Origin of the sequence: Delftia sp. 11MD (genome assembly GCF_050907895.1) — a bacterium.
GTDB lineage: Bacteria > Pseudomonadota > Gammaproteobacteria > Burkholderiales > Burkholderiaceae_C > Comamonas > Comamonas tsuruhatensis.
Genome location: NZ_CP194333.1, coordinates 373,876 through 386,877, shown reverse-complemented (window position 1 = coordinate 386,877; position 13,002 = coordinate 373,876). Strand labels below are relative to the sequence as shown.

Sequence of the window (13,002 nt, the reverse complement as noted above, 5' to 3'; positions counted from 1 at the left end):
GTCTGTGCCTTTCTTGCTTTTCTCCACGCAGGTCAGCTGGGATCGTTCAGGTCTTCATGGTGGTCTGCCTGGCCCTGTTTCCAGTACGAGGCCACGCGCATGCGCTTGGGCGCGGCGCCCTTGGCCAGCAGCAGGCGCCGCAGCTCGGCCATGGCGCTGTGCTCGCCCGCCGCCCAGATATATCCGTCGTCGTCCTGGGGAAACTCCAGCGCCTGCACGGCGTCGGCCAGCGATTCGACCCAGGCACAGTCCAGCTGGGCCGTGCTCTTCCACTGGCGGCGGTCGGCAGGGTTGCGCAGCTGCACGCGCACCACGGCGCGGCTGCCGGCGGGCAGCTCGGCCAGGCGCCGCTCGATGGCGGGCATGGCGGTCTCGTCGCCGAACAGCCAATGCCATGGCAGGTTGGCCGAGATCACCAGGCTGCCGCGCGGCCCGGCCAAGCCCACCCACTGGCCCAGGGGCGCGGTCAGCGCCCATTCAGTGGCGGGGCCAGCATCGTGCAGTGCGAAATCCATGATGAGGTTCTGGCGCGCAGCGTCGTAGCGCAGCGGCGTGTAGTCGCGCAAGGTGGGGCGCTCGTCCTCCACGAAGGTGGGGCGGCCATCGAGCAGCACGGGAAGCGCGGGCAGTTCGCGCCCGGCCTGGGGCAGGATGAGCTTGACGTGGTCGTCAAAGCCCGAGCTGACGAAGTCCTCCAGTTCGGGTCCGCCCAGGGTCAGGCGCACAAAGCCGGGGCTGGGCTGCTCGCGCGAGAGCAATTGCACATGGCGGGCGCGGAAGGGATGGCGGACACGGTGGACGACGGGGGCAGGCGCCACGGCAGAGTTGGCTGGATTGGGCAAGTTCATTGGCGAAACGGCCTGTGACGGCCTAGAATGTTGATTTAGTCCACCAATTCTCTGTCATCCGTTGACTTTGTCAACATATTTCCACAAGACCCTGCCATGAATGCCTCCCTGCCCGCCGATATCTTCGAGGCCATGCACGAGCTGCTGCACCTGTTCCGCTCGCGCATGCGCGAGGACATGGAGTCCATGGAGCCCGGGCTGACGCCCAACGAGGTGCGCGTGCTGATGTACGTGGGCCGGCACCCGGGCCGCACGCAAAGGGATCTGGTCGACCACAGCCACATGGACAAGGCCCAGCTCGCGCGCATGCTGGCGCAGCTGCAGGAGCAGGGATGGCTGGACCGCGAACCGGACGCCCGCGACCGCCGCGTGCGCTGCCTGAGCCTCAGCCCCCAGGGCCAGGCCCTGTTCGACCGGCTGCGCCAGTCGCGCCAGGCGCTGGCGGCGCGGCTGCTCAAGGATTGGGAGCCTGCCGCGCAACAGCAGATGATGGCGCTGCTGGAGCGGGCCAGGGACAGCGTCCAGGCCGCGCCCTGATCAATCGACGGCCTTGTTCACGCGCGGCGCGACGGCGCACATGAGTTCATAGCCCAGCGTGCCGGCCGCCTCGGCCACCTCGTCGATGGGCAGCACGGCGCCGTTGCCGGCGCGGCCCCACAGCGTGACTTCGCTGCCCATGCCGGCATCGGGCACGGGCGTCAGGTCCACGGCCAGCATGTCCATGCTCACGCGGCCCAGGGTGCGGGTGCGCACGCCGTCGACCAGCACGGGCGTGCCGGTGCCGCAGTGGCGCGGATAGCCGTCGGCATAGCCGCAGGCCACGGTGCCCAGGCGCACGGGAGCTTCGGCCGTGAAGCGCGATCCATAGCCCACGCTCTGCCCCGCAGCCAGCTGCTGCACGCCGATGATGCGCGAGCTCAGGGTCTGCGTGGGCTGCAGGCCCCAATGGGCCGCCGTGTGCTGCGGATAGTCGGGCGAGCTGCCGTACAGCACGATGCCGGGCCGCACCCAGTCGCAGCGCACCTGGGCATCGTCGCCATGGCGCAGCGTGGCGGCACTGTTGCCCACGCTGCGCTCGCCGGGCAGGTCGCACGTGGCGTCGTGAAAGCGCTGCAGCTGCGCGGAGATGCCCGACTGGCCAGAGCCTGCGTCGGCATCGCTGAAGTGGGTCATGAACGAGATTTCCTCCACCTGGGGCAAGGCATTGAGCCGGGCCCAGGCCGCGCGAAAGCGCTCGGGCGTGAAGCCCAGGCGGTTCATGCCGGAGTTCATCTTGAGGAAGACGCGGTGGCCGTTCTGCGTCTTGTGCGCGGCCAGCCAGTCGATCTGGGCGTCGCAATGCACGGCATGCCAGATGGACAGGCGCGAGCAAAGCTCCAGGTCGCGCGGCTCGAACACGCCCTCCAGCAGCAGGATGGGGCCGCGCCAGCCCAGCTGGCGCACGCGCTCGGCCTCGGCCAGGTCCAGCATGGCGAAGCCGTCGGCGCCGCGCAGGGCCTCGAACACGTTTTCGATACCGTGGCCATAGGCGTTGGCTTTGACCACGGCCCACAATTTGGCATCGGGGACCGCTTGCCGCACCCGCTCCAGATTGTGGCGAAGCGCGGCGGAATGGATGGTGGCAAGAATGGGACGCGGCATGGTTTTCACTCAGTCAGAAGCTTGGGATTCTGGCACTGCCGGCCAAAGGCCGCGTGATATAACCGCCAGTCACTTGCCACGGGGCCCTTATTTAACCGGTCAGCAGCCCTGCGGCTGACCCCATCTGCCTATCCATGAAGCGCGGTTTCTACACCATCATGTCAGCGCAGTTCTTCAGCTCGCTGGCAGACAACGCCCTGTTCGTGACCGCCGTGGAACTGCTGCGCACCAATGGCGCCCCCGAGTGGCAGCGCGCCGCCCTGGTGCCCATGTTCGCGCTGTTCTACGTGATCCTGGCCCCCTTCGTCGGCGCCTTTGCCGACGCCCTGCCCAAGGGGCGGGTGATGTTCATCAGCAATGCGATCAAGATCGTGGGCTGCCTGATGATGCTGTTCGGCAACCATCCGCTGATCGCCTACGCCGTGGTCGGCCTGGGCGCAGCGGCCTACTCGCCCGCCAAGTACGGCATCCTCACCGAGCTGCTGCCCGCCTCCCAACTGGTCAAGGCCAATGGCTGGATCGAGGGGCTGACCATCACCTCCATCATCCTGGGCGTGCTCGTGGGCGGGCAGTTGCTGAGCCCGGGCATCTCGACCCATCTGCTGGACTTCGACCTGCCGCTGCTGGACACGGGCGTGGACACTGCGGCCGAGGCGGCGATTGCCGTGCTGGTCGGCGTCTATGCGCTGGCCGCCTGGTTCAACCTGCGCATTCCGCTGACCGACACCATCCTGCGCCCGCTGCGCCAGGACCCCAGCAAGAGCCTGCTGGCCAACACCCTGGCCCTGCTGCCCGACTTCTGGACCTGCAGCCAGCGGCTGTGGGGGGACAAGCTGGGCCAGATCTCGCTGTCCACGACCACGCTGTTCTGGGGCGTGTCGGGCAATCTGCGCTACATCGTGCTGGCCTGGGGCGCGGCGGCCCTGGGCTACGGCACCTCCCAGGCATCGGCCCTGGTGGGCGTGGTGGCCATCGGCACGGCGGCAGGCGCCATCCTCGCATCCATGCGCATGCGGCTGGACAACGCCACGCGCGTCATTCCGCTGGGCATCACCATGGGCCTGCTGGTGATCGCCATGATCTTCATCCACAGCGTGTGGGTGGCCATTCCCTTCCTGATCCTGCTGGGCGGCCTGGGCGGCTTCCTGGTCGTGCCCATGAATGCGCTGCTGCAGCACCGCGGCCACAACCTCATGGGCGCGGGCCGCTCGATTGCCGTGCAGAACTTCAACGAGCAGGCCTGCATCCTGGCGCTGGGCGCCTTCTATGCGCTGTCCACCAAGTTCGGGCTGTCGGCCTTTGGTGCCATCACGGTGTTCGGCCTGGTGGTGGCCGGCATCATGTGGCTGATCGGACGCTGGCACAGGAACAACCTGCGCCAGCATCCCGAGGAAGTCGAGCGCCTGCTGGCGATTGCCCGCAAGGATTGTCATTGAGACTACCCCCTGAGGCGCTTCGCGCCTTCCCCCAGGGGGGACGACACCCTCGCGGCGGGGCGGCCCTGGCTCGGTGTCTCTCGCTTTGGGCCTCGCCAGTTCCATAGGGCGCTATCGATTGATAGGCCTGGTCTAAATGGTCTTCTCGTATTGTGTTCGGTGCGGGCTTTGCCTGACCGGGCACTTTTTCGTGGTTTTATGCATAGCCCGCTGCCCGTTCTCGCCCTGCTGTTCAACACCCTGGTCTGGGGCCTGGCCTGGTGGCCGTTCCGCGCCATGCACGAGGCTGGCCTGCATCCGCTGTGGGCCACGGCGCTGATGTATGCCCTGGTGCTGGCGGGGCTGGTGGCGCTGCGCCCGGCCAGCCTGCGCCAGGCGCTGCAGTACCCGGCCCTGATCCTGCTGGGCGCCTGCGCGGGCAGCAACAACATCGCCTTCAACTGGGCCGTGACCATTGGCGACGTGGTGCGCGTGGTGCTGCTGTTCTATCTGATGCCCGCATGGTCGGTGCTGCTGGCCTGGAGGCTCCTGGGCGAGCGGCCCACGCCCGCTGCGCTGACGCGGCTGCTGCTGGCCTTCGGCGGGGTGGCGCTGGTGCTGGTGCCCGAGGGCACATTCAGCGGCGGCTCGCCCGGGCTGCTGCGCGGCCTGTCGCTGGCCGACGGCCTGGCACTGTTCGGCGGCTTCACCTTCGCGCTGACCAATGTGCTGCTGCGCCGCCTGCAGGCCGTGCCGGCGCAGGCGCGCATGCTGGCCATGTTCAGCGGCTGCATGGCGATGGGCCTGTTCAGCGCCTTTGCAGGCAGCAGCGTGGGCCTGGTGCCGCCGCTGCCGGCTCCGCAGGCCGGCTGGATGCTGATCGCCGCCGGCCTGGCCGTGCTGCTGATGCTGGGCAACTGGGCGCTGCAGTTCGGCGCCGCGCGCCTGCCGGCCGGCGTGACGGCCGTGGTCATGCTGGCCGAAGTGGTGTTCGCCAGCGTCTCCTCGGTGCTGATTGCAGGCGAGGTGCTGACGCCGCGCACGCTGCTCGGCGGCGCCTGCATCATCGCGGCCGCGCTGCTGTCTGCGCTGGCGCATGCACGACGGCGTGGGGCTTGACGCCCTGCCCGCACCAACGCTGCGCAATCAGCCCGTGAGCTGCCCGGCCAGCAGCAGGTAGCCCGGCAGCCAGCCTGTGAGCACGCCCTGCGCAATGCACAGCGTGCCCGTCATGCGGCCGATGTTGCGGCCCAGGGCCAGCAGCATGAAGAACATGGCCCACAGCACGGCCCAGGCCGCCCAGTTGGCGGCCATCCACCAGTCGATGGCAGTGCGGGCGCCGATCAGCGAATCGATGGCCACCGGCACGGCCGTGATCGCCACGAAGATGCTGAACCAGCCCAGGCCCCGGCCATCGGCCCCCGTGAAGCGGTTGATGGCAACCCACAGGTAGGTGAAGGCGAACAGCAGGGTGAGCGCGCCGGTCTTGACAGAGGCCGCATCAGGCTCGGGCCCGAAGGCCGAGGCCAGGCCGATGATCAGCGAGACCAGGCCCGCGAACACGTTGATGACCCAGATCTCCCGGTCGGCAATGCGCCCCAGCATCCACAGGCCATTCAGGCACAGCACGGCGCCCACGTAGAACAACGACAAACCCAGCCACATCGCAAGTCTCCTTTTGCTTTTTTGCTTTGAAGTGCCTTGCGCGCCCTTGCCAGACCACGGGAACGAGCGCGCACGGCAAGGCGCCGCCGCCCCGTGGCCGGGTGCAGCGGCGTCCGTGAAACAGTTCATCCCCGGGCCCGCCCCTGGTGGGCATCTGCGTGCTGGCGGAGGGTCCGCTGCAGAGATGCCGCCTGTGATCCAGGGCGGGTTCACCGGCGCGGCCCTTGCCAGGCATGCGGCGGTGGAGTGTGCCGGCAGACGGTGCTGCCGGTCTTTGGCGCCGGTCCTTGGCTCCGGTCCTTGGTACCTCAGGCCGCCTGCGTCTGCAGGCGACGGCGGGCGCGTTCCAGCTGCTGCGCCACCTGGCGCGGGTTCATGCCGTACATGTCGGCAAAGCCGGCTTCGGTGGTCTGGCCGCTGGCCTCGAAGGCGCGCAGCAGAGCTTCGTCTCGTGCAGAACGCGCATCGGCTTCGGCCAAGGCCTCGGCCACCAGGGCGTTGGTGGCCTCGTCACGGCCCTGCACGCGCGCCGCATAGTCGTCGCGGGACAGGCCCGAGGCCTCGTAGGCGGCGATGATGCGGTTGCGCAGCTTGGGCGCCAGGTCCTCGGGCGAGCGGTGCTGGCGGCGGCGAAAGACTTCGATCAGCGCATGGTGCACATGCTCGGGCGCCATGGGCTCGACCGATTGGCCCTGCAGGTCATGGCGCGCCTGGCCGCTAGCCACCACGGTGAGGTAGCGGCTCGAGCGTGTGTGCTGGGACAGGGCCAGCTTGAGCTGGTCGCGGTCGATGGCTTCGGGATGGGCGGCCAGCAGGTCCTCGAAGATGCCGCGCTTGAGCGGCAGGGGCTGCTCGCCGAACAGGTTCGGATGCCATTGGGCCAGTTGCGCCAGCAGCGGGTGCTGGGTGCGCACAGGCCTGGATGCGGGAGCCTCGGCACTGCCGGCCGCGCCGGTTGCGGCGTCGGCGACGGGCTCGGTGGCCTTGCCCTTGTTGCGGCCACGTCCGCCGCGGCGCGAGCGCTTGCGGCCCTGGCCATCGGCGCTGGCTGCAGCCTGCGGCTCGGTGCCGGCAGCGGCGTCCGCCGGCAGCGCGGCGCTCTGTTCTTGCGGTTCAGACACGGATTCAGTCATGGCGGAGCACGTGGGCTTGGAGAAAACGAAACCCCGCATCATGCCAGCATTGCAAAGGCTTGCGCGGGCATAGGCCCCACGGCGTCGCGCTGGAGGCACAGATGCGCATTCGGTACGCGGCTGGTCTCAGGCCAGCAGGGCCTCGTCCAGCACCTCGATCCAGTGGCGCACGGGCAGGTCCGTGCCGTTTTGCAGGTGGACGATGCAGCCCATGTTGGCCGAGAGGATGGCGGCGGGCCGCTGGGCATCGAAGCCTTCGGTCAGCGCACCGATCTTGCGGTCGCGCAACTGGTGCGAGAGTTCGGGCTGCAGCACCGAGTAGGTTCCCGCCGAGCCGCAGCACAGGTGCGATTCGGTGCGCGCCACGCGCAGCTCGAAGCCCAGCCTGGCCAGATGGGTTTCCACGCCGCCGCGCAGCTTTTGCCCGTGCTGCAACGTGCAGGGCGGGTGGTAGGCCATGGGCGCGGCCGGTGCGCGCACCCTGCCGTGCAGGCGCTCGGCCAGCTCGGGCAGGAGCTCAGGCAGCAGCTCGCTCAGGTCGCGCGTGAGGGCGCTGATGCGCGCGGCCTTGTCCGCGTACTGCGCATCGTCCTTGAGCAGGTGGCCGTACTCCTTGACGGTGACCCCGCAGCCCGAGGCGTTCATGACGATGGCCTCCACCGCGCCGCTGTCCACCTGGGGCCACCAGGCGTCGATGTTGGCGCGCATCTGCGCCTTGCCGCCTTCCTGGTCGTTGAGGTGGAATTTCACGGCACCGCAGCAGCCGGCGTTGGGAGCGATCACGGTCTGTATGCCGGCCGCATCCAGCACGCGCGCCGTGGCGTAGTTGATGCGCGGCATCATCGCGGGCTGCACGCAGCCGGCCAGCAGCAGCACCTTGCGCGCATGCTCGCGCACGGGCCAGCGGCCCGCGTCCTGCGGCTGGGGCACTTTCTCGGCCAGGACTTCGGGCAGCAGGCCGCGCACGGCCTGTCCCAGCTTCAGGGCCGGGGCGAACAGCGGCGAGTTCAGCCCCTCCTTGAGCGCCCAGCGCCTGGCGCGCTCGCCGAAGGGACGCGGTACCTGTTCCTCGACGATCTTGCGGCCTATGTCCACCAGGTGGCCGTACTGCACGCCGCTGGGGCAGGTACTTTCGCAGTTGCGGCAGGTCAGGCAGCGGTCCAGATGCTGCTGGGTGGCGCGCGTGGGCGTCCCGCCTTCCAGCACCTGCTTGATCAGGTAGATGCGGCCACGCGGCCCGTCCAGCTCGTCGCCCAGCAATTGGTAGGTCGGGCAGGTGGCCGTGCAAAAGCCGCAGTGCACGCACTTGCGCAAAATGGCTTCGGCCTCCTGGCCCTCGGGCGTGGCGCGGTACTGGGGTGCGAGTTGGGTCTGCATGGTGGGGCTCTTGTTGTACGGGTATCGGGGAACGGTCAGGCACGGCAGCCGGACACGGCGGTCATGCGCGAGGCGCGGCCCGCCGGCCCAGCAGCAGGGGCAGCCGCGCACGGTCGGCCCACAGCGGCGGCAGGGACAGCAGGCACAGCACCACGGCCAGCGGCACGACGAAGACGAAGCCCAGGTGCCTGAAACCCAGCGCGCCCGCAATGCCGCCCAGCAGGAACATGGACAGCAGCCCTGCGAACAGCCGCAGCCGCACATGGTTGGCGTGGACCCGGTGCTCGGGCGGGCTGCCATGGCGATTCCAGTAGAGGGCTCGGCCCAGCTCCATGCCCAGGTCGGTGATCACGCCCGTCATGTGTGTGGTGCGGATCTGCGAGGACGACATCTTGGTCACCGTGGCGTTCTGCAATCCCATGATGAAGGACAGCAGCAGCACGGCCAGCGGCACGGCGAACGGCGTGGGCCAGGCCAGCATGGCCGCGCCCAGCACGCCGAAGAGCAGCATCAGCGCGGCTTCCAGCAGCAGCGGCAGCGCATAACTGCTGCGCAGCCGGTGGTGGCGCGCCCAGTTGACCAGCAGCGACGTCGCGGCCGCGCCGCACAGAAAGGCCAGCAGCGCGCCGCAGGCACTGAGCACCAGCGCCGTATTGCCCAGCACCAGGTTGTCGGCCAGCAACGAGACAAAGCCCGTCATGTGCGAGGTATAGGAGTGCACCAGCAAAAAGCCGCCCGCATTCACCGCACCCGCGTTGAAGGCCAGCAACAGGCCCAGCGTGCGGTTGCTGGCCACCGTGCGGTGCCGGTCCGTGAGCAGGTGCAGGTGGTGGCGCATGCGCATGGGCGGAGCCAGGCGTTGGCCCGGCCTACCAGGCGGCGGCCAGCCGGCCGCGGTTGAAGATGCCCGCAGGATCGAAGGCCTGCTTGAGCCGTGCATGCAGCGCGGCCGTGGCATCGGCCGCCTGGGCGTCGAAATCGGGCTCGGCGCCGGGCTGCCCCGTTGCCTCGGAGCGGAACAAGGTGGCCGATCCGCCCGCTGCTTTTGCCAGCGTGCGCAGCGCATGGCCCAGCGCACGCGGCGCCTGTACCCAGCGCAGTGCGCCGTGCCATTCGACCAGGGGCCCCGTGCAGCCGTCAGGCAGCGCCAGGGCCGGAGCCGTCTGCGGCACGGACAGGCGCCACAGCGCATGGCCCGGTGCGCGTGCGGTGAACCAGGGCAGCTGGTGCTCCCGGCAGGCCTGCCAGTCGGCCGCAGCGCTGTGCATGCGCTCGCCCCCCAGGCGCCCGCAGGCCGCCTGCACGGCGGCACGCGCACCGCGCAGGCGCAGGTACAGCACGCCCTGGGCCGCGCTGTCTTCCTGCAGCCAGCAACTGGCATTGAGCGGCAGCGGCTGTCCGCCCCAGGCATTGAGCCAGTCCAACGCCTGCTGCTGCGTGCATTCGAAGCGCAGCGTGGCCTCGGCCGGCGCCACGGGCAGCACCTTGAGGCTGACCTCGGTGATCAGGCCCAGCGTGCCCCAGGAGCCAGCCATCAGCCGCGAGACGTCGTAGCCCGCCACGTTCTTCATGACCTGGCCGCCATAGCGCAGCAGCTCGCCCTGGCCGTTGATCATCTCCAGCCCCAGCACGAAGTCGCGCACGGCGCCCACGCTGGCGCGCGAGGGGCCCGACAGGCCGGCGGCCACCATGCCGCCCACGGTGGCGCGGCCATCCGCTCCCTCGAAATGCGGAGGCTCGAAGGGAAGGCACTGGCCCTGTGCGGCCAGCAGGGCCTCGACCTCGGCCAGCGGCGTGCCGGCGCGTACGGTCACGACCAGCTCGCTGGGCTCATAGCTGACCACGCCGGCCAGCGCCCGCGTGTCCAGCAGCTCGCCCTGCAGGGCCAGGCCGTGAAAATCCTTGGTGCCGCCACCGCGTATGCGCAGCGGCGTGGCGTCGGCCGCCGCGGCGCGCACGCGCTCGGCGATCTGGATGAGTTGGCTTTGGGCTGAATCCATGGCCTGCATCGTAGCGGCTGGGCCCTTTTGCGCCTCGGTGCGGACCCGTGAATTTTTTGAACGGCGCGCTTGAAGTTCTGCGGGCGGCGCAAAACAGCAGGGACGAAAAAGCAAAGACGCCATCTCTGCAGCGGCTCCAAAGCAAAAAAGGCCCCGGTGCAAGCACCGAGGCCAATCCGCAATGAACTCCCTGGAAACCGATCAGCGGTAGTACGCCACCTCGCCGTGCGTGGTGATGTCCAGGCCCTGGCGCTCGGACTCTTCGCTGACGCGCAGGCCGACAACCAGGTCGCAGATCTTGTAGGAGATGCCAGCCACCACGCCGGACCAGACGATGGTCAGCAGCACGCTCTTGACCTGCACCCACACTTGATGGCCCATGTTGAAGTTTGCCGGCTCGATGCCGCCCAGGCTGGAGGCGCAGAACACGCCGGTCAGGATGGCGCCCAGGATGCCGCCCACGCCGTGCACGCCGAACACGTCGCAAACGTCATCGACCTTGAGCAGCTTCTTCAGGCCAGACACACCCCACAGGCAGACGGGACCGGCGATCAGGCCCATGACGATGGCGCCCATGGGGCCCACGAGGCCGGCCGCCGGGGTGATGACCACCAGGCCGCCCACGGCGCCCGAGGCAGCACCCAGCATCGAGGCCTTGCCCTTGTGCAGGGCTTCAGCGGCCAGCCAGGAGATGGTGGCGGCGCCCGTGGCGACGATGGTGTTGATGAAAGCCAGGCCGGCGATGCCGTTGGCAGCACCTGCCGAGCCGGCGTTGAAGCCGAACCAGCCCACCCACAGCAGCGAGGCACCGACCATGGTCAGCGTCAGACTGTGCGGAGGCAGGGCCTCACGGCCGAAGCCGATGCGCTTGCCCAGCATGTAGGAACCCACCAGTCCAGCGATACCGGCGTTGATGTGCACCACGGTGCCGCCTGCGAAGTCCAGCGCGCCGTCCTTGCCCAGCAGGCCGCCGCCCCAGACCATGTGGGCCATGGGGATGTAGCTGAAGGTGAACCACAGCACCGAGAACAGGATCACGGCAGAGAACTTGATGCGCTCGGCGAAGGCGCCGACGATCAGGGCCACGGTGATGGCGGCGAACGTGGACTGGAAGGCCACGAACACGTACTCGGGAATGGTCGGCAGTGCGCCGGCCAGCGTGTCGGGCGCAATGCCCTTGAGGAAGATCTTGCCGAAGCCGCCGAAGAAGTTGCCTTCGCCCGCAAAGGTCAGCGAGTAGCCGTAGACGGCCCACAGCAGCGTGATCAGCGAGAAGATCACGAACACCTGGCACAGCACGGACAGCATGTTCTTGGTGCGCACCAGGCCGCCGTAGAACAGTGCCAGGCCCGGGATCACCATCAGGATCACCAGCATGGTCGAGGTCAGCATCCAGGCCGTGTCACCGGCGCTGAGCGCGGGGGCCGGCGCCTCGGCTGCCGCCGCGGCGGCGGGGGCTGCCGCAGCGGCCGCATCGGCAACGGCTGCAGCGGCGGCGGGCTCCTGTGCCAGGGCAGCGGCGCCTGCGGCCAGCAGGCCCAGCCCCAGGCCCATGGAAAGAAGTCGTTTGGTCATGGCAGTCTTTCGGGAAACGTGGGGTTGAAACTCACAGTGCGCTGTCGCCGGTCTCGCCGGTACGGATGCGGACGGCCTGCTCGATGGGCAGCACGAAGATCTTGCCGTCACCGATCTTGCCGGTGCGCGCAGCGGCCTCGATGGCATCGATCACCTGGTCCACCAGTGCGTCGGGCACGGCGGCCTCCAGGCGCAGCTTGGGCAGGAAATCGACCACGTATTCCGCGCCGCGGTACAGCTCGGTATGGCCCTTTTGGCGGCCGAAGCCCTTGACTTCGGTCACGGTGATGCCCTGCACGCCGATGTCGGAGAGCGCCTCGCGCACCTCGTCCAGCTTGAAGGGCTTGATGATGGCGGTCACCAGTTTCATGATGCTTAGCTCCTCAGGTCCGGTTACAGGGTCTTGGTCAGCGTCACGATCAGGCGGGCCTTGTTGACGTCACCAAAGTAAGACTTCTTGTTCGCACCCGTGACGGCCGCGCCCAGCGACACGCCGTCGCCGAAATCGTAGGCACCGCCCACGCTGTAGTCCATATAGTTGGGCACGCCCAGGCCCTTGATGTCGCTGGCAAAGCGCGTGAAGCCCAGCGAGGCCTTCACGGTCACCTTGGGCATGACTTCCTTGCTGAAGCCCAGCCACAGGTAGCCGGTATTGCGGCCCGACAGGCCCGAGCCGGCTTTCTCGCCCGCCCAGCCGAAGTAGTCCTTGGATACGGTGTGCGAATACTTGGCCGTGAACGGGCCGTACGTGGCCGCGCCATACAGCTCGGTGGTGTTGCCGCTGGAGTTGCCCGAGTACAGGTATTGCAGGGCCCCGAAGTCCAGGTCCACCTCGCCGGCCTTGAACTTGTAGCCACCGTAGAAGTCAGTTTCCAGGGAGTTGCCCGGCAGCCAGTCCACGCTGGAGTTCCAGTTGCCGATGTACCAGCCGCTGTCGCCGAAGGTGTAGTCGAAGCCGCCTTGCAGGGCAGGCTTGACGGCCTTGTTGCGTCCCGTGTCCTGGTCCTGTCCGCGGAACTTGTAGTTCGTCGTCAGGGACACATTGGCCGTGAGCTGGGCGTGGGCCCAGAGCGGAGCGATGGCGACACAGGCGATGGCGAGCGACTTGAGGCTGGCACGGGACATGGGATCCTCCGGTTTGAAAAATTTCGTGACAACCGGGTTAAGCACGGACCGTGCCAGTCTTTTCTGCTGGGTGGGGCGCCTTCCGACCTACCAATGCAGCACCGCAGTATCCTCCCATGCACCGGCTTTGTGCAGAAGTTCTGCACCGTTACGGTGATAGCGGTCGCTCACATGGCATCTCACCAAAAATGCACCAAAAAAGTGCAAATGCTTTCATACCCAG

At 68.3% G+C, this 13,002-nt stretch carries 13 protein-coding genes; 3 read left to right on the top strand and 10 right to left on the bottom strand.

What is annotated here, in order from left to right:
* Nucleotides 1-32: 32 nt before the first annotated feature.
* Entirely contained in the window at nt 33-848 is an 816-nt protein-coding gene (locus ACRSCF_RS01710; protein WP_046239700.1) for a siderophore-interacting protein, read from the bottom strand.
* A gap of 96 nt (nt 849-944) precedes the next feature.
* On the opposite strand from ACRSCF_RS01710, the gene ACRSCF_RS01705 reads away from it, so the two are divergent.
* Entirely contained in the window at nt 945-1,385 is a 441-nt protein-coding gene (locus ACRSCF_RS01705; protein WP_016448589.1) for a MarR family winged helix-turn-helix transcriptional regulator, read from the top strand.
* Here ACRSCF_RS01705 and alr read toward each other — a convergent pair whose 3' ends face one another.
* Nucleotides 1,386-2,489, bottom strand: coding sequence for an alanine racemase (alr, locus tag ACRSCF_RS01700; RefSeq protein WP_133073784.1), 1,104 nt, complete (start codon nt 2,487-2,489; stop codon nt 1,386-1,388).
* A gap of 134 nt (nt 2,490-2,623) precedes the next feature.
* Here alr and lplT point away from each other — a divergent pair, with 134 nt between their 5' ends.
* Nucleotides 2,624-3,925 carry a lysophospholipid transporter LplT gene (gene lplT, locus ACRSCF_RS01695; protein ID WP_016448591.1) on the top strand — a complete coding sequence of 434 codons (1,302 nt, stop codon included), beginning with the start codon at nt 2,624-2,626 and terminating at the stop codon, nt 3,923-3,925.
* A gap of 198 nt (nt 3,926-4,123) precedes the next feature.
* Nucleotides 4,124-5,023, top strand: a complete 900-nt coding sequence (locus ACRSCF_RS01690) for a DMT family transporter (protein ID WP_016448592.1) — start codon at nt 4,124-4,126, stop codon at nt 5,021-5,023.
* 27 nt (nt 5,024-5,050) lie between these two features.
* Here ACRSCF_RS01690 and ACRSCF_RS01685 read toward each other — a convergent pair whose 3' ends face one another.
* The 8 genes from ACRSCF_RS01685 to ACRSCF_RS01650 form a co-directional block, all read right to left on the bottom strand.
* The gene (locus ACRSCF_RS01685; protein WP_034365701.1) at nt 5,051-5,569 is read right to left on the bottom strand and encodes an AmiS/UreI family transporter; all 519 of its coding nucleotides are present in this window, start codon (nt 5,567-5,569) and stop codon (nt 5,051-5,053) included.
* A gap of 308 nt (nt 5,570-5,877) precedes the next feature.
* On the bottom strand, nt 5,878-6,744 hold the full coding sequence (locus ACRSCF_RS01680; RefSeq protein WP_034365703.1) for a ProQ/FinO family protein: 867 nt from the start codon (nt 6,742-6,744) through the stop codon (nt 5,878-5,880).
* Between the two features lie 84 nt (nt 6,745-6,828).
* Nucleotides 6,829-8,079, bottom strand: coding sequence for a glycolate oxidase subunit GlcF (gene glcF, locus ACRSCF_RS01675; RefSeq protein WP_034365716.1), 1,251 nt, complete (start codon nt 8,077-8,079; stop codon nt 6,829-6,831).
* Between the two features lie 61 nt (nt 8,080-8,140).
* Nucleotides 8,141-8,923 (bottom strand): YoaK family protein, encoded by a 783-nt coding sequence (locus tag ACRSCF_RS01670; protein ID WP_012202244.1) that lies wholly within the window; start codon nt 8,921-8,923, stop codon nt 8,141-8,143.
* A 25-nt stretch (nt 8,924-8,948) separates the two neighbouring features.
* Complete coding sequence (gene glcE, locus ACRSCF_RS01665; protein ID WP_034365705.1) at nt 8,949-10,088, bottom strand: glycolate oxidase subunit GlcE; 1,140 nt, start codon at nt 10,086-10,088, stop codon at nt 8,949-8,951.
* A 192-nt stretch (nt 10,089-10,280) separates the two neighbouring features.
* Nucleotides 10,281-11,654, bottom strand: a complete 1,374-nt coding sequence (gene amt, locus ACRSCF_RS01660; protein ID WP_026062912.1) for an ammonium transporter — start codon at nt 11,652-11,654, stop codon at nt 10,281-10,283.
* Nucleotides 11,655-11,685: 31 nt separating this feature from the next.
* Entirely contained in the window at nt 11,686-12,024 is a 339-nt protein-coding gene (locus ACRSCF_RS01655; protein ID WP_012202241.1) for a P-II family nitrogen regulator, read from the bottom strand.
* 23 nt (nt 12,025-12,047) lie between these two features.
* Nucleotides 12,048-12,779, bottom strand: coding sequence for a TorF family putative porin (locus tag ACRSCF_RS01650; protein ID WP_016448601.1), 732 nt, complete (start codon nt 12,777-12,779; stop codon nt 12,048-12,050).
* Nucleotides 12,780-13,002: the final 223 nt, after the last annotated feature.

Coding starts and splice junctions, on each gene's coding strand:
- ACRSCF_RS01705 (WP_016448589.1), top strand. CDS start 945: ATGAATGCCTCCCTGCCCGCCGATATCTTCGAGGCCATGCACGAGCTG.
- amt (WP_026062912.1), bottom strand. CDS start 11,654: ATGACCAAACGACTTCTTTCCATGGGCCTGGGGCTGGGCCTGCTGGCC.
- ACRSCF_RS01680 (WP_034365703.1), bottom strand. CDS start 6,744: ATGATGCGGGGTTTCGTTTTCTCCAAGCCCACGTGCTCCGCCATGACT.
- ACRSCF_RS01670 (WP_012202244.1), bottom strand. CDS start 8,923: ATGCGCATGCGCCACCACCTGCACCTGCTCACGGACCGGCACCGCACG.
- lplT (WP_016448591.1), top strand. CDS start 2,624: ATGAAGCGCGGTTTCTACACCATCATGTCAGCGCAGTTCTTCAGCTCG.
- glcE (WP_034365705.1), bottom strand. CDS start 10,088: ATGCAGGCCATGGATTCAGCCCAAAGCCAACTCATCCAGATCGCCGAG.
- alr (WP_133073784.1), bottom strand. CDS start 2,489: ATGCCGCGTCCCATTCTTGCCACCATCCATTCCGCCGCGCTTCGCCAC.
- glcF (WP_034365716.1), bottom strand. CDS start 8,079: ATGCAGACCCAACTCGCACCCCAGTACCGCGCCACGCCCGAGGGCCAG.
- ACRSCF_RS01650 (WP_016448601.1), bottom strand. CDS start 12,779: ATGTCCCGTGCCAGCCTCAAGTCGCTCGCCATCGCCTGTGTCGCCATC.
- ACRSCF_RS01710 (WP_046239700.1), bottom strand. CDS start 848: ATGAACTTGCCCAATCCAGCCAACTCTGCCGTGGCGCCTGCCCCCGTC.
- ACRSCF_RS01690 (WP_016448592.1), top strand. CDS start 4,124: ATGCATAGCCCGCTGCCCGTTCTCGCCCTGCTGTTCAACACCCTGGTC.
- ACRSCF_RS01685 (WP_034365701.1), bottom strand. CDS start 5,569: ATGTGGCTGGGTTTGTCGTTGTTCTACGTGGGCGCCGTGCTGTGCCTG.
- ACRSCF_RS01655 (WP_012202241.1), bottom strand. CDS start 12,024: ATGAAACTGGTGACCGCCATCATCAAGCCCTTCAAGCTGGACGAGGTG.